The 25070-nt window shown below is 61.8% G+C and carries 13 protein-coding genes; 1 reads left to right on the forward strand and 12 read right to left on the reverse strand.

The features are described 5' to 3' along the window. Positions 1-121 precede the first annotated feature (121 nt). From ACWIKB_RS24475 to ACWIKB_RS24525, 11 genes are all read right to left on the reverse strand, one after another. The gene (locus ACWIKB_RS24475; RefSeq protein ID WP_475269969.1) at positions 122-397 is read right to left on the reverse strand and encodes a DUF971 domain-containing protein; all 276 of its coding nucleotides are present in this window, start codon (positions 395-397) and stop codon (positions 122-124) included. After that, a complete protein-coding gene (locus tag ACWIKB_RS24480; protein ID WP_475269971.1) occupies positions 394-1356 on the reverse strand; it encodes a HEAT repeat domain-containing protein in 963 nt (320 codons plus the stop codon). Before ACWIKB_RS24480 ends, ACWIKB_RS24475 begins: the two co-directional genes overlap by 4 nt. Beyond that, positions 1353-2201, reverse strand: a complete 849-nt coding sequence (locus ACWIKB_RS24485) for an ABC transporter ATP-binding protein (RefSeq protein ID WP_475269973.1) — start codon at positions 2199-2201, stop codon at positions 1353-1355. The genes ACWIKB_RS24480 and ACWIKB_RS24485 overlap by 4 nt, the downstream gene beginning before the upstream one ends. After that, positions 2201-2983 carry an ABC transporter permease gene (locus ACWIKB_RS24490; RefSeq protein WP_475269975.1) on the reverse strand — a complete coding sequence of 261 codons (783 nt, stop codon included), beginning with the start codon at positions 2981-2983 and terminating at the stop codon, positions 2201-2203. The genes ACWIKB_RS24485 and ACWIKB_RS24490 overlap by 1 nt, the downstream gene beginning before the upstream one ends. A 180-nt stretch (positions 2984-3163) precedes the next feature. After that, a complete protein-coding gene (locus ACWIKB_RS24495; protein ID WP_475269977.1) occupies positions 3164-4570 on the reverse strand; it encodes an ABC transporter substrate-binding protein in 1407 nt (468 codons plus the stop codon). A 301-nt stretch (positions 4571-4871) separates the two neighbouring features. Continuing rightward, positions 4872-5117 carry a 4Fe-4S dicluster domain-containing protein gene (locus ACWIKB_RS24500; RefSeq protein ID WP_007946457.1) on the reverse strand — a complete coding sequence of 82 codons (246 nt, stop codon included), beginning with the start codon at positions 5115-5117 and terminating at the stop codon, positions 4872-4874. A gap of 28 nt (positions 5118-5145) precedes the next feature. Continuing rightward, entirely contained in the window at positions 5146-6876 is a 1731-nt protein-coding gene (locus ACWIKB_RS24505; protein ID WP_475269980.1) for a fumarate reductase/succinate dehydrogenase flavoprotein subunit, read from the reverse strand. Continuing rightward, complete coding sequence (locus ACWIKB_RS24510) at positions 6873-7625, reverse strand: GntR family transcriptional regulator (RefSeq protein WP_475269982.1); 753 nt, start codon at positions 7623-7625, stop codon at positions 6873-6875. Before ACWIKB_RS24510 ends, ACWIKB_RS24505 begins: the two co-directional genes overlap by 4 nt. Positions 7626-7829: 204 nt before the next feature. After that, a complete protein-coding gene (locus ACWIKB_RS24515; RefSeq protein WP_475269984.1) occupies positions 7830-8798 on the reverse strand; it encodes a Gfo/Idh/MocA family protein in 969 nt (322 codons plus the stop codon). Between the two features lie 18 nt (positions 8799-8816). After that, positions 8817-9704, reverse strand: a complete 888-nt coding sequence (locus ACWIKB_RS24520) for a Dyp-type peroxidase (protein WP_475269986.1) — start codon at positions 9702-9704, stop codon at positions 8817-8819. A gap of 189 nt (positions 9705-9893) precedes the next feature. Next, positions 9894-10922, reverse strand: a complete 1029-nt coding sequence (locus ACWIKB_RS24525; protein WP_475269988.1) for an AraC family transcriptional regulator — start codon at positions 10920-10922, stop codon at positions 9894-9896. 207 nt (positions 10923-11129) lie between these two features. On the opposite strand from ACWIKB_RS24525, the gene ACWIKB_RS24530 reads away from it, so the two are divergent. Next, a complete protein-coding gene (locus ACWIKB_RS24530) occupies positions 11130-12080 on the forward strand; it encodes a SphA family protein (RefSeq protein ID WP_475269990.1) in 951 nt (316 codons plus the stop codon). 334 nt (positions 12081-12414) lie between these two features. Here ACWIKB_RS24530 and ACWIKB_RS24535 read toward each other — a convergent pair whose 3' ends face one another. After that, a complete protein-coding gene (locus ACWIKB_RS24535) occupies positions 12415-24861 on the reverse strand; it encodes a filamentous haemagglutinin family protein (protein ID WP_475269992.1) in 12447 nt (4148 codons plus the stop codon). Positions 24862-25070: the final 209 nt, after the last annotated feature.

The raw sequence follows: 25070 nt of genomic DNA on the forward strand, positions 1-25070 counted from the left end.
TTGCCCGCGAAGGCGGTGTGTCAGGTACGCCGCCTTCGCGGGCAAGCCTCGCTCCTACAGGGTTTCGGCAGTTTTCTGTGAGATAGGGTCGTCCGTAGATCCCGCGTTCCGGTGACAGGGATCAGGTCAATTCTGCGAGGTAGGGCCACGGATAAATGCCGCGTTCATGGCCATCGCTGAAGACCAGTTGCAGGCCGTAGCCTTGGGCATTCAACTCAACTACCCGAATCCTCGAATCAACCTTCACCGTCAGCCCTTGCAGCCGAAACGCCCGGCATTGCGAGCACGGGCATTGGCGACGCAATTCGGCGTGATCGAGCAACTGCTCCCGTCCATCCGGCCAGTTCAGCCGCAGTTGCTGCTTGCTCTGGGAATTACCTACCGCCAGCGGGTTCATTGCAGTTGACTCAGGGCAATGCGCACGGCTTTGCGCACTTCCGGGTCGCCGTCGTCTTGCGCGGCCTGCAACGCGGCGATGGCTTGGCGATCGTTCAATTCACCGAGGGCCAGGGCCGCTTCCTTGCGCAGGTTGCTGATACGGTGGCCGAGGGTTTCGATCAGTGCTTCCAGGGCCGGGGCATAGCGCAAGCGGCCGAGGCTGCGGGTGGCACGCAGGCGCACTTGCCAGTAATCGTCGCTCAGGGCTTCGACCAGTGCCGGGCCGGCATCGATGTGACCGACCTTGCCCAGCGTGGTGGCGGCTTCTTCGCGCACTTGCCAAGCCTGATCCTGTAACGCCTGACGCAGCGCCGGGAGCACTTGAATGTCGGACGCCAGGCCGAGTGCTCCAGTGGCGGCGCGACGGACTTCGGTGTCCGGATCGTCACTGGCCAATCGGGCTAACGCGGGCAACGCATCAAGTTGCTTGAGCCAGCCGAGTACGCCAACCGCTTCGCGGCGAACGCTGGCGTCTTCATCCTTCAGCGCGACCAACGCAGCGGCGGCGGCATCGGGGAAACGCAACTCGCGCAAGGCCCTGAACGCGGCAACCCGCACACTGATATCGGCATGCGCGGTCCACGGCAGAATCACCCGGCCCGCCGCCTCGCTTTTCAGCAGGCTGAGGCTTTGCGCGGCGGCAGCCTGCACGGCCAAGGATGGATCGGTCAGCGCCTGACACAACGCCTCGACCACCGGCTCATCCTCCCAGGCCTCCAGCAGTCGCGCGGCTTCGGCGCGGACTTCTTCAGTCGGGTCTTCAGCCAGACGATTGACCAGCCACAGCAAACCCTCCGGCTCTTCAAGGTCCGCCAGCTCGATCAGGGCGATACGGCGCACGCCCGGATCGTCATCGGTCAGGCGCGGTTGCAGGGCCAGAATGTCGTCGTTTTCGGTTGCATCAAATAGTGAGGTCATAGGGCAAATCGCGGCAGTTTGTTTTCCAGGGGAAGTCCGAGGGGGTTCAGGCGTGGTAATTGCCGACCGTCCTCGTGACGCAGCAACTCGAGGCAGTGACGCTTCAAGCGTGAAAATTCGTGGCTCGTCACCAATTCCGTGGTGCGCGGCCGAGGGAAATCCAGGCGCAGGTCTTCGATGATTCGACCGGGCCGCGAACTCATCACCAGCAGGCGATCGGCGAGGAACAGCGCTTCGTCGATGTCATGGGTGACGAACACCACGGTGGTGCGAATCCGCGTCCAGATATCCAGCAGCAGTTCCTGCATGTTCAATCGGGTCAGGGCGTCGAGGGCGCCGAAGGGTTCGTCCATCAGCAACAGGCGTGGGCGATTGATCAGCACCCGGGCGATTTCCACCCGTTGCTGCATGCCGCCGGAGAGCTGATCCGGCCAGCGCTCGGCGAAGCCTTCAAGGCCCACCAGGGCGAGGATTTCGTCGGCGGCCTTATGGCGTTCGGTTTTGCCGATGCCGCGCATTTTCAGGCCGAACGCCACGTTGTCCCGCACGGTTCGCCAGGGGAACAGCGTGTGATGCTGGAACACCATGCCGCGTTGCGGTGACGGGCCGGAGATCGGCGCGCCATCGACGTTCAAGGTGCCTGTACGCGGTTGCAGGTGACCGGCCAATGCGCCGAGCAAGGTGGATTTTCCGCAGCCGGACGGCCCGAGAATGCACACGAACTGCCCCGGTTCGATCTGGCAATCCAGGCCTTGAACCGCTTCGAATGCGGTGCTGCCCTCGCCCAGGCTAATCGACAAACCGCGAATATCGATGTGCCCTTCCGGGTGTTGAAAAACGCTCATCAGGCTTTTCCTCGTGGTCGATGCCAAGGCGTGAATAGCCCGCCCAGGCGTTTGATCAGCAGGCTGCTGCCCATCCCGAGGACACCGATCAGCAACATGCCGACGACGATGTCGGCGTAGTTCTGGATGGTGTAGGACTCCCAGGTGTAATAGCCGATGCCGTACTGGCCGGAGATCATTTCCGCAGTCACCAGGCAGAACCACGACGTGCCCATGCCGATGGCGAGGCCAGTGATGATGCTCGGCGCGGCGCCGGGCAGGATGACTTCCAGCAGAATCGCCCGGCGTCCTGCGCCGAGGCTTCGGGCGGAGGCGATCAGGCGTGGGTCGACGCCTTCGACACCGTGGATGGTGTTGAGCAGGATCGGGAACAGCGCGCCGGTGAAGGTGATGAAGACCATCGACAGTTCCGAGGACGGGAACATCAGGATGGCCAAAGGAATCCACGCCACCGCCGGGATGGGTCGCAGGACTTCCAGAGGCGGCAACAGCAAGTCTTCAGCCCATTTCGAACGGCCGATGGCCAGGCCCAAAGCGATGCCGACGATCAGCGCCGCGAGGTAACCGGCGAAGACCCGACTGAGACTGCTGCTCAGGTGCTGAGCGAGCTTGCCGGAGTCGCCGAGGCCCAGTGCGGCCTGGATCACCGCCAGTGGGGTCGGGACGTTGGCGAAGGTCACCAGGGCGAGGTTCCAGTGGTGGCTGGCGGCGAGTTGCCAGAACAGCAGGCAGAGCAGCAGTGAGGCGGCTCTTGCGGTCCAGCGCAAATATAATCCGTACACAATAATTCCTCTCAACCCGAAACCTGTGGGAGCGAGCCTGCTCGCGAAGGCGTCGGCATATCCAGCATGGATGTGACTGACCCGGCGCTTTCGCGAGCAGGCTCGCGAAGGCGTCGGCACATTCAACATTGATGTCGATTGACCCACCGCTTTCGCGAGCAAGCCCGCTCCCACAGGGGTTTAGCGAACAGCAACGGCCTGCGTGGTGGCGTCGGTAAAGTCGAACACCTTGCCGCCTTGCGCCGTAGCAAACTGCTGGGCCTGGCCCTTCAACAGGAACGCACTGAGCCGCCCTTTCGCATCACTGGCAAACCACGCCTGATCCGCCAGCAACTTGATGCCGCTGTCACTCGCCTGGGCATACACCGCACGGATGTTTTTGCCTTCCGCCTTCAACCCGGCCAACGCAGTAAACGCCGCTTCCGCCGAGGCGTACTGGCGGACTTTTGGCTCGCCGCGCACCCAGATTTCCGCCACATGGCTGACATCGGTGATGGCTTTGCCACTCACCGCATCCACAGCCTTGAGCGGTGTCTGCGCGTAGTCAGCCAGTTGCGCGGTGTAATCCAGGTTCGAGGCTTTGAACGCGGCGCGGATGTATTGGTCGTCGATGAAGGTGTTGAGGTCGAGGCCACGATCAGCCTTCTTCAACAACTTGAGGGTATCGATGGCGGTGCCGACAGCCTGGCGGTATTCCGGCTTCCAGCTCAGGTCGCGGGTTTGCACGCCCAACGGACCGTGGAACAGGTAATTGACCTCGGCATCAACGCCGGTGACTTTGGCGATCAACTCGCTGTATTTTTCCGGTTCTGCGGCCAACAGTTGATTGGCTTCGATGCTCGCCCGCAGGTAAGCCACGACGATTTCCGGGTACTTCTTCGCGTAAGCCTGATCCACCAACGCACCATGGAAGGTCGGTGCATTGGCTTGGGCGCCGTCGTAAATCTTGCGGGCGAAACCACGGCTCGGGAACAGCTCAGCGAACGGCACGAAGTCGGCATGCGCATCGATCTTCCCGGCCTGCAACGCCGAGCCGGCGACTTCCGGCGGTTGGGCGATGATGTTCACGTCTTTCAGCGGGTCCCAACCTTGAGCGGCCACGGCGCGTAGCAACATGCCGTGAGCGGTGGACGCGAACGGCACGGAAATGGTCTTGCCTTTGAGCTCCGCCAACGACTGCACGCCCGACGCGCTCGGCACCACGATGCCGTTGCCGCTGCCCTTGATACTGCCCGAGAGCACGCTGATGAACAGGCTGTGCTTGCCGGCGGTTTCGAACGCCACTCCGTTGAACGCTCCGGGGAAATCGGCCATGGCACCGAAGTCGAGTTTGCCGGCGACCATCTCGTTGGTCAGGGGCGCGCCGCTGGTGAAGTTTTTCCACTCCACGTCATATTTGGCGTCTTTGTATTGGCCGTCGTGGGGCAGGTATTTGTCCAGCAGGCCGAGTTCACGGATCAACAGACCGCCGGCGGCGCAGTTGATGGTGGTGTCCTGGGTGCCGATGGCAATGCGGATGGTTTCGGCCGAGGCCGACAAGGTGAATGAGGCCAGTACCAGACCGGCCAGTGTTGCGCGCAAGAACATGGTGAATCCCCTCGAATCATTTATTGGATGTTCGTCTCCGCCACGATCAGGGCGTGGTGGGAAACGAGGGGTGTTTTGGATCTGGCGTCCGGTGGTTGCCGGATGGCTTTTTTGTTGTCTGGGCCGGCCTCTTCTCGAGCAGGCTCGCTCCCACAGGTTGCCGGGTGTACACAAAATTTGCGGCTGGCCTCGATCCACTGTGGGAGCGGGCTTGCTCGCGAAGGCGTCCTATCTGTCAATAAAGATGCAAGCTGTGCCGGCCTCTTCGCGAGCAAGCCCGCTCCCACATTGGGACGGTGTTTCAGCGCAACAGATACGGGATTTCGACCTTTACAGCCCCGGTCGGGCAGTCCTTTTCACAGGGCATGCAGTACCAGCATTCATCAAACGCCATGTAGGCCTTTTGTGTGGCCGGGTTGATTGCCAGCAGGTCCATCGGGCAGACGTCGACACACACGGTGCAGCCTTTGTGGGCGATGCAAAGGTCCTCGTCGACCGTGACCGGTGCGTTGGAGCGGAAGAAGATTTCCTGGGGTTGATAGGCCATTTTTCGGTCTCTTTTTTTGGGATCAGGCTCAGGCTGCAAACGCGCCGACCCGCAGCCGGTCGTAGGCCTGCATTTCTTCGGCATCGAGCGGGATGATGTAAGGCTCGACGGCTTTCTTGAAACTGGTCATCTGGCCGTCGTCGCCCTTCTTCAGGTGGCAATGGCAGAACCAGTCGCTGTCGTTGCGTTGCGGGTGATCGACCCGGTAGTGATAAAGCCCCCAGCGACTTTCGGCGCGGAACAACGAAGCACGGGCGGCCATTTCGGCGCAGTCGCGGATCATGCTGACTTCCATCGCCCGCATCAGTTCATGGGGGTTGTAGGCCTTGATCTGATCGAGGTCGCGCTGGATATCGCTGAAGCGTTGCAGGCCGATTTGCATCTTCTTGGTTACTTTCGGCGGTTGCAGATAGTCGTTCACGAAGCGCCGCAGCTTGTATTCGACCTGGGCTGGCGGCAGACCGTGTTCGCGATCCAGTGGCGCGTAGACCCGAGCCTTTTCGGTTTCGATCTGCTGGGCATCCACCGTTGAAAACTCCCGCTCGGCGACAAAATCCGCTGCGTTGGTGCCGGCAAACCAGCCATACGTGAACGCGCCAAGCATGTAGTTGTGCGGTACTGCGGCCATGTCGCCCGCGGAGTACAAACCCTTCACTGAAGTCTCGGCCCGCTCGTTGACCCACACCCCCGACGCCGAATGCCCGCTGCAAAATCCAATCTCGGAAATGTGCATTTCGACCATCTGCGTGCGGTAATCCGTGCCGCGATTGGCGTGGAACTGGCCACGACTCGGGCGTTCGTTGCTGTGCAGGATCTCTTCGATGTTCTGGATGGTTTCTTCGGCCAGGTGATCGAGTTTGAGGAACACCGGGCCGTTGCCGCTTTCGAGCTCCTGGTGGAACTCCCACATCATCTGGCCGCTCCAGTAGTCGCACTCGATAAAGCGTTCGCCCTTGTTGTTGGCGGTGTAGCCACCCAGCGGGCCGGTCACATAGGCGCAGGCCGGGCCGTTGTAATCCTTGATCAACGGGTTGATCTGGAAGCATTCGAGGTTCGCCAGTTCGGCCCCTGCGTGATACGCCATCGCATAACCGTCGCCCGCGTTGGTCGGGTTTTCGTAGGTGCCCATCAGGTAACCCGAGGACGGCAGACCCAAGCGTCCGGCGGCGCCACAGGCGAGGATCACCGCTTTGGCCTTGATCACATGGAAGTCGGCGGTGCGGCAGTCGAAGCCCATCAGGCCGTTGACCGCGCCCTCTTCGTCCGTCAGCAAGCGTGTGCAAACCACGCGATTGGTGATGCTGACCCGCGCCCGCTTCAACTGGCGATACAGGACTTTCTTGATGTCGTGTCCTTCCGGCATCGGCAGCACGTAGGCGCCCATGTGGTGGACCTTTTTCACCGCGTAGTCGCCGGTTTCATCCTTCTCGAACTTCACACCCCAGCGGTCGAGTTGCTCGATGGTTTCAAAACTGTGGCTCGCGTAGGCGTACACCGCTGCCTGATTGACGATGCCGTCATTGGCGATGGTGATTTCCTTGGTGTACTGCTCCGGCGTTGAGTGGCCGGGAATGATCGCGTTGTTCAGGCCATCCATGCCCATGCTGATCGCGCCGCTGCGCTTGACGTTGGCCTTGTCGATCAACAACACGCGCAGATCGCGGTTGCGTTCCTTGGCCTTGATCGCCGCCATCGGCCCGGCAGTGCCGCCGCCGATCACGACGATGTCGTATTCCTGTTCAAGGGTATTTCTGCTCATGCCTGCGCCCCTTTTTGCCGGTCGATCCGCAAGCGGTACTGGAAGGCATCGCCGCGGTAGTAAAGGTGTTCGAAGTCCACGGGAGTGCCAGTGGCATCGTGGGTCAGGCGCTCGATGCGCATGATCGGCGAGCCGGGTTCAACGTTCAGCGCCTGGGTCAGGTCGCTGTCAGCCAGCACCGCGTCGATGGCCAGATCGGCGTGGCCGAGGGCCAGGCCACAGTCGTTTTCGAGGATCAGAAAGATGTCGCGAGTCACCAAATCAGCCTTCTCCAGCCGCTCGCCGATGGCTTTGGGCAGGTAGGTGATTTCCAGGGAGATTGGCTCACGGTTGATCAGTCGCACCCGTTTGATCTGCGCCACGGTTTCGCCTTCGGCGACCTGCAAACGCTCGGCAACCAGTTTGTCAGCGGCGATGAATTTGAAGCTGCGCAGGCGGTTGATCACCTCGTAGCCACGACCAGTCATGGACTCGGCCAGGCCTTGCAGGGTGCTGACGTTCTGGAAGGTTTTCGGCTTGGCGACGAAGGTGCCTTTGCCGTGGATCTTGAAGATCAGCCCTTCTTTTTGCAGATCCCCCAGGGCCTGGCGCACGGTGATGCGGCTGACTTTGAACAGCGCGCCGAGTTCGCTTTCGGAGGGCATCTGGCTGTCTTGTGGGTATTCACCATCGAGGATGCGGGCACGCAACACGTCACGGAGTTGGGTGTGCAGAGGAACGCTGCTGAGAGATAGAACGTTATCGGTCATCTGAGATCACTTGTTATAACGAGTTATGACGTGATCTTAGAGAGGTGATGCGGGGGTTGAGAAATATTGTTTAAGCATAAGGTTAGATTCGTCGCCAGATTGCCAACGACAAAATCAAAAGATCGCAGCCTTCGGCAGCTCCTGCAGGGGTATGCGATCCCCTGTAGGAGCTGCCGAAGGCTGCGATCTTTTGATCTTTCTTTGTCAGGTGCGCCTGAGGATCTGGTCCATCACCCAATCGGTCTTGACCGCTTCCACAGCCATCGCCGGATGCTGCGCTTCACCGCGGATATGCGCGTTCATCCCCAGTACATGGTGCCACTGGATATGCTCGTGATGGTCGATGCGCAGGCTGAGAGTTTCTTCGGCTTCCAGCACCACAGGATGCTCATCGAACACCGAAAAGCTGATCCGCCCTTTGCTGCCAATTACCTCGACCCGGTCCTCACGCCGGTCCGCCACGAAGTTCCAGCAGCCCATGCCCGTGGCGCCCGAAGCAAAGCGCCAACTGGCGGTGACGGCATCTTCGGCGGCGTACAACCCGGCTTGTCGTGCGGTGAAACCGGCCACTTCGACGACGTCACCCAGCAGGTATTGGAACAGATCAAAGCCATGGCTGGCCAGGTCGGCAAAATAACCGCCACCAGCAATCGCCGGGTCGGTGCGCCAGTTATCGGTGCCACCCAGGTCCGCCGGTGAAGGCGCCTTGGTAAGGGTCCAGGTCAGGTGCCGGACGTCGCCGATCCGCCCTTCCACCAACCATTGCCGCACTTGCTGGAAGCGCGGCAGCGAACGTCGGTAGTAAGAAACGAACAGGTGCAGCCCGGCATCGGCGAAAGCCTTTTGCATCTCACGGCTTTGCCCGGCATTCAGCGACATCGGTTTTTCGACGCAGCAATGTTTGCCGGCGGCGGCCACCAACAGGGCGTAAGCGTGGTGACTGTCGGGTGGCGTGGCGATGTACACCGCGTCCACTTCAGGGTCGTTGATCAGCGCTTCGGCATCGGTGTAGAACCGGGCGATGCCGTGGCGCGCGGCATAGTCGGTCACCGCCTCCAGTCGTCGCCCCATCACCGCCACCAGCGCCGAGCCCGGTGCCTTGTAGAAGGCCGGCCCGCTCTTGCGTTCGGTGACATCACCGCAACCGATCATGCCCCAGCGCACCACGTTCATACTCACTCCTTGATAGGTTTAGCCAATGCGCAATGCGCGCAGGTCCAGGTGACCGTCCTTCAGTGGCGGGCACCAGTAATAGCCGCCGGTAATCGGCCGGCTCATGCGATACAAACCGTCAGTGATACCGTCTTCCAGACCGCTCATGCGCCGCAACTGCGCTTCGAACGCGTCGAGGGAGAAGCCGAACGCGAGGAACATCAGGCCGGCGCGATCACCTTCGATCCACGGCATCGAGCGGCGTACCACGAAGGCTTCGGGGGCGAAGCTTTCCTGGGCGGTGCGCTTGACGTGGGCGGAGATCGGCGCGTCGTCGAGTTCTTCGTTGTCGCTCAAACGACGGCCCATGATGTTGTCTTTCTCATGGGACGGCATGGCGTTGAAGCCTTTCAGATCATGCTGCCATTGCTGGATCGCGGCGAAGCTGCCACCGACTGTGCCATCAGCGCCCTCGCCTACCAGCGCGGCGGCCACGGCGGCTTCGTCGTGAGGGTTCTCGGTGCCGTCTTCGTAGCCGGTCAGGTCGTGGCCGGTGAGGTGGCGGAAGGTTTCGTTCATCTGCACCAGGCGAAACGCCGGGGCCAGCGCGGCTTCGATGGCGGTGCTGCGGTTGAGCAGTTCACCGCGATCGACGCCATGCAACCAGCACCACAGCGCGTGTTGGGTCGATGGGTTATCGACGCCCACGCCAGTCATCGCCGGGAATGCGCGCAGGCCTTCGATCTGACCATGCAGGGCCTTCACCAGGGATTCACCGAAACCGACCACCGCCGACTGGCCATCCACCAGTTGCATCAATTTGTCGAGCGCAGCCGGCAGTGCAGCGGCGGATTCGAGGGCGAAGAACATATGACGGGCTTGAGGCGGAACGGGGGTGGCGAGAATGCCCGGCTGGTAGTAACTCATATGAACTCCTTAGGAAAGAAGCGCGGAGTTTAACCGTTGCGGGGGTTTGAGCGGTAACGAAAGGCCGAACACCCCCCCTGTGGGAGCGGGCTTGCTCGCGAAGGCGGTGTGTCAGTCGCAATTAATATTGGATGACACACCGCTTTCGCGAGCAAGCCCGCTCCCACAGAGGTTTTGGTGGTGTTTGATCTATGAGCTGATACGAAACGCCGTCGGGCTCATCCCGGTCCAGCGCTTGAATGCCCGGCGAAAGCTGCGCACATCGCTGTAGCCGACTTCTTCGGTGATCCGTTCGATCGACATTTCGGGGTTGGCCAGCAGGCTCAGGGTCCGCGCCTGGCGCACCTGTTCCAGCAAGGTTTCGAAGGTCAGGGCATGTTCGGTCAGGCGCCGGCGCAAAGTGCGGCTGCTCATGTTCAAGTCGCCGGCGATTTTTTCGATGTGGCTGCCACGGGTCAGGTCCCGGGCAATCGCCCGCTCCACGGCTTGAATCAGGTCGATTTTCTGGTGAACCTGCGCAGCTTCCAGCTCCAGCAGCTTCACCGCCTGACGCAACGCCAGCGAGTGGTGATTAGGCAAGCGCACATCCAGCCAATGCGCGGCGATCACCATGCGGTTTTGCAGGCAGCCGAAGCGCACGTCCGGCCCTAGCAAACGCGTGTATTCGGCAACGTAATCCGGCGCGGCGTGGACGAATTCCACCGCCATTGGCTTGAAATCGGCCCCGACCAACGCCCGGCCATACACCAACAGGCTGGCGAAAAACTCCTCCACCGCAAACAACTGCACATCCGCAAACGGTAGCCGGCATTCGATGTCGACAAACACCCGATCCCCCGCCTCTTCCACGCTCGACACCACGATACCGCCGGAGGTGTGCTGATGGCGGATGCCCAGTTCGAACGCATCACGCAATGTCTTGCACAGTGAGAGCACATGCCCAAGCAACCCCAGGGTGCCCAGCACGTTCTGCGCGCCGACCCACAAGCCGAGCCCGCGATTGGGCAAGACCTTGAGCGCGCGCTGGATCATCGCCACAGCCTGGCGGTAGGAAATGCGCTGCGCCGGGTCCTGGAGATCTTCCAGGGTAAAGCCCAGACCTCGACAAAGACTCTCGGGATTGACCCCTTTAAGCTCGGCGACCTCGGCCAGGGTTTGCAGCAGGAATGGCGAAACCAGCGCCAGTTCGTAGGTAGGATCGACGACTTTCATTTGCATGGGGCAGGACATCCCGGATCGAGCTGGATTCTTATTTTTGTTACCGGTTATGTCAAAAGAACTTAGCACAGGGTTCAACGGCTGTCCGCAGAAGTCCCCCTAAGTGGCCGCCAATACCCTGCCCGCCAACGTCTGGACAGCTTATTTCTATGCAACGGCCCTCGCGCGGCCGACGGTGCGTCCCTAACAATAATAATGAGTACACCCATGAACCCGACCCGCACGACATTCTGCATGCGACTGGCCGTCAGCCTGGCCGGCGTGTTCGCCATTCACTTGCCAGCGCTGGCCACAGAGGCCGGCGTGGACAACATCGGCACCGGCACCGATGGTTTCTTCATGCTGCCGCTGGAGGTCGACAGCCTCCCGGACAACATGGTGGCGTTCAACGTCTACTACAACCATTACAAAGCCACCAAATTCCATATCAGCTCCCTCGGTGGCAAAGTGCCGAATGTCGAAATTGAATCCACTGCCGTGATCCCGCGCCTGGATTATTTAAGTCCATTGCGCATTTTCGGCGGACGGCTGGCCGGCTACATCGCGCAACCCTGGCTCAAACAAGAAGTCTCGGTGTTCGGTTTACAGGACACCCGCGAAGGCATGGGCGACACCACCATTGCACCGATCATTCTCTGGGACATGGGCAAGAACCTGACCCTTGGCGCCGCCGTGGAAATCACCGTGCCCACGGGCGAATACAGCACCGATCGCCTGGCCAACACCAGCAACAATTTCTATACCTACAAGCCGTTGTTTTCCTTCACCTGGCTGCCGACGGAAAACACCGAAGTCTCGATGAAGACAACGTACAGCTTCAATGAGAAAAACAAGGACACTGACTACAAGTCGGGGCAGATTTTCCACTTCGATTATTCCGCCAGCTACAAAATTACCGACGATGTGATGCTCGGGATTAACGGCTACTACCTCAAGCAAACCACCGACGACAAACAATTCGGCCGCACCGTGCAGTTCAACGGCGAAGACGTCAACGACGGCGTGCGCGGCCAGGTGTTCGCCATCGGCCCGGCGCTGCACCTGACGTTCCTCAAATACGCCAGCGCCGAGATTCGCTGGGCCAAGGAGTTCGACGTCGAGAACCGCCCCGAAGGCGAGATGCTGTGGGCGAAGATCAGCATTCCGTATGCGTTTTGACTAAATACAAATCCCTTGTAGGAGCAAAGCTTGCTCGCGATAGCGGTAACTCAGGCAAAAACGATGCTGGCTGATACACCGCTTTCGCGGGCAAGCCTCGCTCCTACAGGGGAGTTGCGGTGGGCGCGGGAATCTGGGTGCAGCCGTGATTTCTGTAGGAGCTGAGCTTGCTCGCGATGGCGGTAGACCAGGCAATAACGATGCTGGCTGATACACCGCTTTCGCGGGCAAGCTCGCTCCCACAGGATTGAGTAAGCATCGAACAATCGCCACATTTCAGGCAAAAAAAAGGGGCAGTCAAAAGACTGCCCCAAAGGTTGGTACAACGAGAGTTCTATAGGGTCAGTTGGCCGCGTTCTTCCTCGGTCAACTGCTGTCGAGCCTTGTCGTCGAGTGCCCCGGCGCCCAGCACCTGGACTGGACTGTCAGGGTTGTACACCGGCGCAGGCGCCAGGCTCGCGCCATCGCGGGACGGAGCCAATTGTTCCGAGCCAAAGCTCAGCACTTGCACGGTAAATACCGACGCCTGATTCTGTCGCGCCGCGGCCTGCTGCTGGCGGGCCACGTCTTCCGCCGCCTGGGTGGCCGAAGACGCCGCCGAACTGGCCGAGGTGATCGCCCCGGTATTCACCGATGCGCTCACCGGAACCCCGGACGATTTACCCTGGGTCTGGATGTTCGCGGCGTTGACCACCGTCAGCGCCGCGATGTTGACGTTGCCCGACACCCGAATCCCCGCCTCGCCGGCATCAATGGTGCCCAGCGGCGCGATCAGGTCGATGTCACCCGGCGCCACTTCCGGAATCGGATTGAGGGTGGCGATGCCCGCCCCCGTGCTCGGCACCGACGGCGACAGGCTGACGTTGCCCCAAGTGTCATAGACGCGTTTGGGCGGGGTGTAGACCACGGTGGTTTTCGAGCCGCGACCGGCGTTGATGTCGCCCTGGGCCGACCAACCGAAAATCGAGCCGCCGAAGGTGGTCATGATCCGGCTCTGACCAAGCAGGATGCTGCCCTGGGAGTACAACTGAATGTCGCCGGAGCCTTGAGTGATGACCCCCGCCGTGGACGGTGGCGCCGCGCCTTCGATGCCGTAGATTTGCCGTCCGCCCGGCGTCAGCACCTGGATGTCGCCACCGAAATCGGTGTGAATCCCTGCACCGCCGTAGAGCGTGACGTCGCCGTCATAGTTGATCGTATTGCCGGCCACATCCTTGGCCGGGAACAACGCGGCAATCGCCTCGCGCCCTCGCAAATAACTGCCACTGCGGGTGGCGCCAACAGTGTTGTATTCGCGACCGCCGGCCTTCAATTCGGCGAAGTAAATCTTGCGGGCGAACACTCGTTGCTGCTCGTCCGGCAATGCAGCGAAATAGTCTGCTGCCTGACGTTCATCACCGATGAAACCAAAGCGTTCGCGCAGCCACTGGTTCAGGTCGGCGCTGTAGTTCTTGATCGCGCCCTGCCCCAAGTAACGGCTCAGCAAACCTTGGTAATTGGGCCCCTGGGCACCGCCACCGACGATCAGCGAAATCGATGCGCCACCCTCATTGACGGCGGAACGGGCATCGACGTTGCCGATGCTGTTAAAGCCACCCTCCTGATAGACCTGCTTCACACCCGGCCCGGCGCCGTACAGGTTGCGTCCGGCGGTGACTTCGAGCAAACCCGGCCCGGCGACGTTGAAGGTACTCAGGCGAATATCGCGCCCGGCAGACACGACGGAAATATCATCCGCCTGGCTATGCACGATCAGGTTGCCGGTCGACTGTCCCGTTATTGAGGAATCAAGCCCGGTGACGGTTGCAGGTACTGAGGCATAGGCACCCAAAGGTACGCCGGAGTTGACGATATCCCGACCCGCCATCACCCACAGCGGGCCGCTCCCCTCGTAACGGACTTCGTTACCCGCTCCCGGATAGCGCAGGATTTCACCGGTACGCAAGCCGACAATGTCACCGTTGATGGCGTAGAACCGCACCGGTTGGCGTTCCGGCCACGCCATCGTGGTGAACGTGTTGGCGCCGAAAGTGAACAACGAGAAGCTGTTGAACTCCTTGTTAACATCGGCGCTGAAATTGCTGTGGATCACGTTACCGTTCGCATTGGTCCCCGCGAAGACCGGGTTGAACGGTGTCGGCGTGCGTGAGGGATCAGCGCCGGACTGGGTGACGGCATAACCGCCAGCGTAGATCGAGTCGCCGGCAATCAGTTGCAGTTCAGCGTTGGCTGAGGGCGCCGTCATTAGTGAGTACGTCGACGAATCGTTACTAAGGCCAGTAGCTGAAGATCCGTAATACAAACTGCCGTTGGCCGCCACTGCCCGCAGAATCGACGGATAGAACATGCGTCCGCCAGCGGCCGGTGTGTTCAGGCTTGGAGTGTTTTCAGTCTTGAAGAACGGCGTCAGATTACCGCCAGCACTGAACAGATCAATGGCAGTGTTGGGCGTCCACAACGAGAATCCGCTGTAACCGCCGCCGTCATGATAAATGCCGGACGCATCGGTGAATCCCGTGGCGTTTTTCATCTCGAGGCGGCCGGGGTCACCCACACCGTCGAGCACCAGATCGCCGCGACTGTTCAATTGAACAGCGGCATCACCAGCTACCACGGTCATCCCTCCCTTGGCCTTGGCCAGGGTCGCGACATAGGCGTCATAGGCACGGGACTCTTTGCTGTCCTGTGAAGCCGCGTTGCTGCCATACGTCAAGTCCAGCGCACCGATGGCGCCGGCCTGCAATTGCAGAGCCCCGCGCAGGTTGACCAGTGTGCCTTTGAGATCGGCGACTCCGCTGCTGGCGTTGTCAAGGGCCAGGTCCGAGGCATTGAGCTTGCCGCCAATGCGCACCTGCATGTCGCCGCCACCGGTCAATACCAGGCTGCCATCGCTGGCCACCCGACCGGTGCTGCCAACCGCCAGGGTAATGCCTTGGCTACGTTGAACTTGCGTACTCTGCGTGGTCCCGTTGTAGCCCACCAGCCCCGCATCCCCAACGGCACGGACATCGAGGTTACCGCCACCCAGCGTGCCGATACCGGTGAAGCCTGCCAGCCCAGGATCACCACCGGGCTGGGCGACAAAGGTACCGAAGTTGATCCACCAGGCAGTCGGGATATCCGAACTATTGCCCATGCCCTGACGCCATAACCAGTTACCGACCGCCGCTGACCCTATCTGCTGACGGATACCATCGGGGGCAGACTTGCGTCCGAGTGTGTCACCTTGGAGTTGTCCGCCAGCATTGAGCAGCACATTGCCGCCCTGCTCCGGATACCAGGCTTGATAGGCCGCGCCTTGGGTCAACGGCTCGTAAGCGGCGGCCGCGGCGCCCAAGACCGTGCCATCGGGGCCGTGTCCACGGGCTTGTTGGTAAGGATCACTGCCGCCAGTGACGAGCGAAGCGGACTGGGTGCCCGCCGTGTACACGCCAAACAGCGACTGCATGTTGAAATCACCGGCGCTGAGCAGATCGAGGTCGCCGGTACCGGTGCGCAGGACGCTGTAGAGCTGAGTGCTCGGCGTGACGACCGTGCGCGGCGGTTCCGAGGGCACTGGAATTTCCATGCACCAAGAGGGCAGATCAGCACAAAGCCCAAAGTCGATGGGGTCCACCGGTGTTCCCGGTTCCATGCCGATCCCGTTGTCAGGCCCCCAAACCAGCGTTGTCTTGGGCGGAACGGGTACACACCAACCCGGAAGGTCGATACAAAGCCCGACGTCTATTGGATCGACCGGCGTACCCGGCTCCATCCCGATCCCGTTATCAGGACCCCACACGTAACCCGTGCCCGGATCCTCACCGATCAAGTCGCGCTTGCCGATGAAATGCCCATCCGCCAATCGCAAATGCCCTTCGCTGCCATCGACCCGCGTAAGGCGAGTATCCGCCGCTTGGGTATCAGCCCCAGCCACCAGCCGCATCGACCACGACAACGAACCGTCCGGCAGCATCGTCGCCACCGCCCAATTGCGGCCCTGTTGCCCGTTGACGCTGGGGCGCAACTCGATCAGGTCGGTACCGTCGGCCAGTTTGATGTCGGTTTCTGCCGGGATCAGCCCGCCAATGGGTAAAGTATTGGCCCCCGATTGCACCAGCCCGGTCGCGGGCAGTGCCACGCCTTTGGGCCAGACGCCAGCCTGCACGGCCACCGCCACGTTAAATCGGCTGCCAGCGTCCAGGCGTGAGCCGGATTGCAAGGTCACCGCATCCTTCAGCAAAGTGCCGGCCGCGAACAGAACGTCGCCATTGGCATCACGCACGGCGGCGCTTAGCAAGGTGCCGGCCGGCAGGTTCAGCGGGGTATCGAGCACCAACGCGTTTGGCAACAGGGTGCCGGCGCTCAGGGTCATGGCCTTGAACGGCAGGTCATAGTTGAGCACGCTGCCCTCCGGATACTGGGTGCCGTCGGCCAGCTCGACGCCACCTCGGGGCACCACTACATCCGCGCCGAACGGTTGCTTGCCCGGGATCAGCAACCAGCCATTACCGTCAGTACGACCGACAGCATCCGAAGCGTCTGGCGGCATGAAACCATCGGTGACGCTGCCGTAGACATCCAGGTTGCCCCCGGCACGAATCACCAGGCTGCCTGGTTCACCGGAACCATAGACCGAAGTTTTCTGGCTGTGAGGGTTGAGGCTGGCGTAGCGGTAACCTGACAGGTCGACATCGCCGGAAATCACCATGTCGCCGTTCGCCGTGGCGCTGGCGATCTGTACGCCGGGACGCAGGTGGAACGCATCGGCGTAGGTGGCGTTGTTCAACCCGGCGAGCTTGCCATTGAGCAATGCTGTGTTGGCCAGCGCCGCATCGATAAACGCAGCGCTTTCGGTGTGTTTGCCATCAAGGTAGGCCTGATCGATCACTTGATACGGGCGACCCTCGGCATTGTTGCCGCTGCCCGTCGGGGCATCGGTGTAGCGCTGGACAGCGTTGAGGGTGATAGAGCGCGCACCCTGAATCGTCAATGGGCCTCGGGCATCAATGTCGATGTCATTGGCGCCGAGGCGACGAGCGTTGAGTTCGAGGGTGCCGCGCTGCCGGCCATCGTTCTGCCCGGCACCATTGCCTGAAGGCGCATCAATGCCGTGGCGCAAATCGATTCTTGAGCCTTGCGCCAATAACAGCGTGCCGTCCTGAGCCGTCAGCTCGACCGTCGCCCGGTTCGGCGAATCTATGATCTTGCCGTAGCTGTCCACCCGCAATTGCGTACCGTGAGCGTCCAGCACCGCCGTACTGGCCAGGGTCAACCCGGTTTTGCCGGCCAGGCGAATGCTGCCCACCTGGCGACCGCTGGCGTCCACCGTGCCGAGCACCGTCAGGCTGCCGTTGTCCACCGACACGTTGATGTCATTGGCCTTCAGCTCGTTGCCGATCACCAGGTCGCCGTGCTTGAGCTGGAAGCTGCGCGAACCGAACACTTGATCGCGGTTCAGACGCTGGTTGAGCGCGGCGAAATCGCCGACGTTTTGCGCACGAATGTCCACGCCGCCTGCCGCGTAAGGCACCCGCGTACCGCCAGCGTTGTAGTCACCGCTGGCGCTGCCGAGGATCTGCCCCTGCAAGTCCACCAGGCCCGCCGCGTCATTCATGGCGTAGGCACTCAACTGACCGGCGTAATTGTTACGCGCACTCAAATCAATGACCGAGCCGGCAGCCTGACGAATGTTGCCGTTGTCGCTCTTGAGGATCAGGTCACCGCCCCAGCTGTATTTGCGCACATCGTTGAGCAGCAGTTCGCGGCCGGCCAAGTCCAGTTGCGCGGCGTCGCCAAGGGTCAGGTCGCCGATGCTGGTCACCGTCAACTTGCCGCTGGGCAGGCGCACGGTGCTGTCGAGCAGCACGCGGCTGCCTTCAAGGGCCAGCTCCGCGCCGAGTGCTGAAGCGTCAACCACCCCGGCGCTCAGGCCGGCGATGCCGGACACCGTGATCGCGCCCCCGGCCTTGATCCGGTTGATCGAACCGGCCTCACCGGTCCACAACGGAGTGCTGACCCGCAGGTCACCACCGCTGTAGGTAAAACCGCTGCCCGCGACGTAATCGCCTTGCGACTGATAGACCTGCAAGCCACCGGTATGGTTGGCGGTGATGCGCTGGTTCGCCGTCAGGTTGACCTGGTTGAAACCCAGAGCCAGGCGTTGGCTGTCCTTGTTGTTCGGCTGACTGTTCGGCCCGTATCCGAATTCCAGGGTATCGACCCGAATATCCAGCACGCCGCTGCCCGTGCCCGCGCCGCTGGCAATCGGTGCGGCGGCCGGGGTGCTGGTGCCGTTCCATACGAGCGTGCCAGTGCGAATCGTCGCCCGGTCACTCGCCACGCCATAGCCGTAGATGGCCGGGGTGCCGAGCACCAGTCGTTGCAAGCGCGACTGGCCATTTGGATCGAGGGTGCTGAGCTCGGCGTTGCCATAGAAGTTCACCGAGTCCCGAGCGTTGAGCACCAGGTTTTCCAGCGCGGGGGCGCCACGGCTGGTATCACCGCGCAATAGCCGGTCGAGCACTTGCTGATTAAGCGTCAGCCCCTGAGGCAACGCGTTGCGTTGCTGGGCGGCGGCCAAGGCTTCGGCCGAACCGATGTTGACCCCGCCGACCGCCAGAATCAGGTTGCGTGTGCCGAAACGCACCGAGTCATCCAGGCTGAAGGTGTTGTCGGTGGCCACGGTGATCGAGCCGTCCGAATATAACTGCGTCGTGCCGGTACAGGCCCCCGTGGCGCATAAACCGACGCGCACCGCGCTGGCCCCCTCAAACCCCTCTGGCGTAGCGGTGGGCGGCAGCATATCGATCCAGCCGTTTGATACGGCCAACACACCGTTCGTGCCGGGATCATAGATAAAGCCACTGCGTGAATCGTAGGGCGCTTTACCCTGCCCGAGGGTATTGATGCTGGCGCCTTGTTCAATAACGATGCCGTCGCTGTTTTTTCCGTTTGCCACCAGGAACACTTCCCCGGCTCGAAGCGTTGCCCCCTGGCGCAAGTAAACATCGCGCACTTGAGCATTGAACGTCACCAGATTACCGCCCTGGCCATAAAGCACACCCGGTAACGCACCGAGGGACAGTCTCGGCGCGTTAAGCGCATTGAGTTCGCTGTCGTAGATCGACGGCCCGGTCAGCCCCGGTGTCGCGGTTTGTCCGGCCCTCAACACTTCCAGCGCGTTACCGCCCAGGACGCCGACGCTGCCGCCCAATCCCTCGCTGGCCGGCGTAAACGCAGCCCGGCCCTTGAAACTGAAGGTTTGCTCGGGGGTGCCGGTGCCGGTAAAACTCAACAACAGCGTCTTGCCATCCGCCTCGATCATTGGCCGTGGCACGCCCTTGAGCGCAGCGTCCGCCCTGGCAAACGCCGCATAACCGGTTTCGTTGTACTGCGAGTAACGGCGCAGTACATCGCCCGACGTGACAATCAATTGGCTGGACAGCGGGTCGGCAATCCCGGTGTTGGCAATGGATAAACGGCCCGAGGTAGCCCACGAACCGTTGCGCATGGCCAGGCTTTTGCTCAGGCTGCCGGCGCTGGCCAAGCCATTGAGTTCAACCCGGAACGCGCCCGGCAGCAAGGCGTAGCTGGCGGGCATCAAGGTGTACGTGCCGGCAGGCAACCCCGGCACACCGGCATCCAGCGTAATGCGCTGGCCAATCACCGGGTCCCTTACCCCACTCTCGCCCGCCAGCGGCGCGTAAGCCGACGCACTGCCCGGCACGATGGCATACACCGGGTTAGTCGAAAGCCCTGGCAAGGTGAAGCGGCCGTCCGTGCCGTTTTGCACCAACGGGTTGTATCGCGCATCCGTGGAGCCTCCACGCCCAGCAATAAACCCGGCGCCAGCCAGTTCGCCACCGCCGGACAGATCCAGTAAGGCGTCCGGCTGCACCTCGATGCGCGGGCTTTTCAATGAAATGCCCGCGGCCAGAATGCTGTTGGCTGCGCTGCCGCCGGCGCCGGTCAATTCGACCGTTTTGCCGTTGTACAGATAGGTCAGGCCGTCGAGGGTGCCGCCGTACGGCATCAGCAAACCGTCGCCACTGACCGACGTGACGCTGCCGGGCAGGAACGACAGATTTTGCAAAAGGTTTGGGGTGATGCCGAAGGACAGCAGGCCGAGCGGCGCTCGAATCACCCCGCCCTGGCGAATGGTTTCGCCATCCAGGCTCAACTGGCCAAACGCCGAGTACGGCACGGTTGGCAAGGTGTCGGTCGTGCGGCCGAGGGTCAGGGTGGAATGGGCCGTGGTTTGAATCCGCGCATTAGCCCCGGTGACGGGGTAGAGCTGCGCCGCCAGCAGGTTCAGGTCGGCGTTGCCTTGCAATTGCGTGACACCGCTGACGTTGAGCGCCGTGGCGCCGAGTAAACGCAGGTCACCGGCGCTGCGCAAAGTGGCTTGGGCAAAGCCGCGACGATCCACCAACACACCCGGCCCCTGATTCTGCTCCAGCACGCCATGGGCACCGAAGGTGACGTTATCGCGCACATCCATCAAGCCGGCGCTCAGCAGCAGTTGCGCGAGGCTGTCACGGGTGGATAAACCGCCTTGCACCGTCGGCCGCAATGCCGCATCCGAGCCAGTGGTAGACCCCGTCGCCGTCGCGCCCGCCAGGCGCAAATATGGCGCCTGCAACGACACGCGACTGTTGCTCGCGGCGTGTTCCGTCAGCGCCAGCGAACCGGCGTACAGGTTCAGGCTTTGCTTGAGGCTCAGGTCCACATCGCCGTCAAACGAGAGAATACCGTTGCTCAGCAGCGACACGTTGTCGAAGCCTCCATGGGTAATACGCGCCACGTCCAGACGTCCCTGACCATAAGCCAGCGGCGCCGATGGATCGACCACTGGGCCCGGCCCTTGAGAGAGGATCAGCTCGCGCGGAACACGCAGTGCGTTGTCGATGTTGCGTTTGAGATAAAAACCCGTCTCCAGCGCCACCGACAGGCTGCCGCCCGCCGCCCCCGTGCCCCCCGAAGCCGCACTGAGCTGGCCGTTGATGACCAGACCGTTGTTGGAGCTCAGGGCAATCTTGCCGCCAGCACTGGCAATCGATCGCGCGCCCTGATCGCGGATATCCAGTTCAGCCTGAGCACCATTGGCCAACAGCCGCGAGCCTTGCTCCAGCACCACGAACAGGTCCGGCGCCGGGGCTGTGCCCCGATCGGCGTTGATTTCGCTGCCAATGACAATGCTGCCGCCAGCGCCGACGCGACCGTAACGCCGACCCTGAGCATCGATGGCCGTCACGGCCCGTGCCGACACGTCGATCAACCCGCTGCTGCCCAGGCGAATCGAACGCTGATGCGCCGCTTCGTCGAGGCCGTTGGCAATCGTCACCGGGTTGATCTGGCTCAGCGTCACCGAGCCTCCCCAGGCATTGAGCTGACCGTTGACGGTCAACTGGCCGATACTCGCCAGGTTCAACGCACGCCCTGGATCGACGCTCAGTACCGCACCTTTTTCAAGGGTCAGGCTGACGTCCGGCCGGTCGGCCAAGGATGACAATAATGTACCGGCGCTCAAGCTCAGGTCCGCACCCGCGCGTTGAGTCAGGACACCCTTGATCGGGTCTTCCTGATACAGCTCAGGTGTCCAGACCTCCAGCAACTGCCCCGTCAGTGAGCTGTTGTTACCCTGCACGTCCGGGCGCAGGCGATACACCGGTCGGGTCACGTCGATTTGATTGTCAGCCAGCACCGTCAGCCCCCGGTTGCCGGCCACCTGGTACTGGGCGAAACCTTTGTTGAAGAAGTCGGCCGCCAATACCAACGTGCCGTCAGCAACTGCGTCAGTCGATTGGCCGATCTGCACGTTGCCGGCCTGAATATCCAGGGTGCCGGCGCCATCGACGCCGTAACCCAGCAGTTCGGCGCCGATCAGCAACTGGCCACTGGAGCCGCTGCTGTTGGCATTCGCCGCCAGGGTGATATCGCCACCGCTGCCACCCAGCAGTTTGTTGTTGCTGAGCAAAGTGGCACCCGACGACACGTCGATACGGCTGCCCTGCTGCAACAACACGTCCTCACTGCTGCGTAGCGACACGACGCCACCGGAGCGATACGCCACGCCGTCGCTTTGCACGTCACTCAACGATTGATTACGCCACACACCACTGGCATCCAGCACCACGCCCTTGGCCACTGACACCGCCGCATGAGTGCCGGTCGGCGCGTTCAACTGCGTGTCTTCGACCTTGTCCAGACTCAGTTGATTGAGCACGTTGCCAACCCGAATGCTGCCGCTGCGGGCGGTCAGGTTGGCGTTTACGTCAATGCGCGGGCCGTACAGCGTGATGTCGCCACCGGGAGCGACTTGCAGCGCGCCATCGACAGTGATCTGGTCCTTGGCGGCGATTTTGATCGCGCCCAGTTCGAAGTCATTCAGCAGCACGCTGTTCAAAGACAGTTTGCCTTTGCGCTCGGCGGCCACCGCATCGTCCAGACCGATGATTTCACCGACCGGTGTTTGTTCGTCGCGCAACTGCACCTTGTCCAGCACCGCACCCAGCTGATAGTTCAACGTGCCAGCACTTTGTAAATAGCGCGGCACGTAACTGCCGATGATCAACTGCGCGTCCCGGGCGGTGCTGCTCTGGGTTTGCTGGTAGCCGTCGAGCCCGTCCTGGGGCGCCTGGGTCTGGCGGTCGCCCTGGAAGGTCTTGCCCACCAACTCGCCTTCGAGCACCGCGTTATTAGTCGCCACCACCAGTTGCCCGGCATCGCGCCCCACGCTGTAGCCTTCTTCATAACGCTGACGCGGAGCAATCAGCGGATTGTAGAAATAGTCAGTCTGGCCCCAGCGCTCGCTGTGGCTTTCATACCCTTTGTAGACGCCGGTATAGAGCAAGTCACCGGGGGCTTTGGACACTTCATACAGTCGGCCATCGGCGCCCTTGAGCCAACTCTGCTGGACGTACCCACTCTGCACATCCAGGGTGCCGCCGGAGAGGTTGATCTGCGAACCCTGCTGGGTCACCAGGTCGTTACCGGTGACGGTCACGCTACCGCCCTGGGCCATCCATTCGCCGATGCTATGGTTGCGAGTGCCAAGATAACCGCCGACTTCCAGCAAGCCACCGGCGGTGTACCAACGGTCCGTAGCGTAGCCATTGACGCCCGCCGCCACGTGCACCAGATCCCGCACATCCACCCAAACGTCGGTGCTGTTGAGGCTGCCCTTTTCGCGGTTGCCCGAGGCATCGCGCTGTTCATTGCCCTGGATGTTGACCTTGATGCTGTTGGCTTCCATCGCCACTTTGACGCCCACCGCGCCGGACACGTCGATGATCGCCCCCTCCCGCACCAGGCTGCGTTTGCCAGCGCTGACCGCGACCTGGCCGCCGGTGGCCAACACGATCGAGCCGCCCTGGAAATCAACCGTGCCGCCGCTGACGATCTCGACCCGTGACTGATCGGTGCGGTCACTGACTTTGCTCAAGTTGTCGAAACGCCCGGTGGCGTTGTTCGGCAGCACGCCGTTGAGGTTGTTGATCGCCGCCTGCCGCTGACTGTCCAGGGCCGAGGTGCCTTGCTCCAGCAGGATGCTGCTGATGCTGCCCTGCCCCAGGGTCACGCTGCCAGTGGCATCGCTGGCACCGTTGAGCAAATGAATCGTGCCGCGAGTGTCCACCGACGTGCTCGCCAGCAGCACACCGTTTTGCTGAACCTGATGCCCGGTCAGCGTAATGTCGCCGGTCGCGGCCTGAATCATCCCGCTGTTGATGACCGTACCAGCCGTGCTGCCGACCTTGAGACTGGTGGCGACTTCGTTGCCACGGGTGGTCGATTGCTGGTTGCCCTCGGTGCCCGCGCCACGACGAATATAGAAACTGTCGCCGGCGGCCAGGGTTGCCTGCCCTTTGGGCGTGATGATCGTACCGTCGTTGTGCACCTCGCTGCCGAGCAGCAAGGCATAACCCCCGGATTGCGTCGATGAACCGGCCGACAGGGTTTCCAGCACCGCACCGCGCTGCACTTCAACCTTGCCGAACGCATCGCTGAAGGTCGGCAACGTGCCGTTCTGATCAACGTACACACCGTTTTTACTGAACTGGTCATCGCTGATGGTTGCCGCCGCGGCCACCAGGTTACGCACGTTAACCTGGCTGCTACCGCTGAACAGGATGCCGTTGCGGTTGACCAGCATCACCGTGCCGGGCGCATTGATCTGGCCGGCAATTACACTGGCGCGGGCGTTTGGGTCGTTGACCCGGTTGAGCACCGCCCAGTTCGCCTGTTGAGCGAATTCCACCGTGGTATCGCGCCCGACGTTGAAGGTTTCCCAGTTCAGGATCGCCTTGTCGGCCGTTTGCTGGATGCGCACGGTGGTCTTGCCGTCCGCCTGACTCTGTTGCGGCCCGTTGGCGTTGATCCAGCCTTTGGTCAACGCGTTGTCATCAACCTTCAGACCGCCCTCGCCCAACCCGTTGGGAATGCTCTGCGGCTGCCCCAAAGCAAACTGCCGCCCAGCCGCTTGCGCGGCCTGCTGCGCAGCAATCGCCGCCACGGTGTTGTTCAGGTTATCCAGCGAGCGCTGCAACTGCTGATTGACCCGTTGTTGCTGCGCCAACGGTGGCGGCGCGCCCGGCACCTGCGCACCCGGCCGGGCGGCACCACTGGCCTGGGCCGCGCCCTTGGCCGCGAACCAACCGGAACTGAACGCCGTGGCCGCTTCGGCGCTGCCGGCGATCATCAGCAACGCGATGGCCTGCGCCAGCGGTTTCAAGCGCAACAGCGGATGCTCCATCGAGCGCACAGGGACATTCAGGTCAGGCATGGTTTTACCGCGAGGCATCACGAGTCTTCCTTTTGCAATTCTCGAAAACGGGCTGCTGCAACGGCGGGCGCTGCTGATATGGGATAAGGCAGTTGGCGCGGCTCGGGACCGAACGCTTGTCATGCAAAGTTCATATAGGTGGGGTAAGGCCATGCCGCGCCCACGCAAAAATCGGCAGCGCCTTACAGGCCGCTGCCGATTGTTATTGCCTTCGCCGGTAACGCGCG

The organism is Pseudomonas sp. 5Vm1k, from assembly GCF_056161485.1.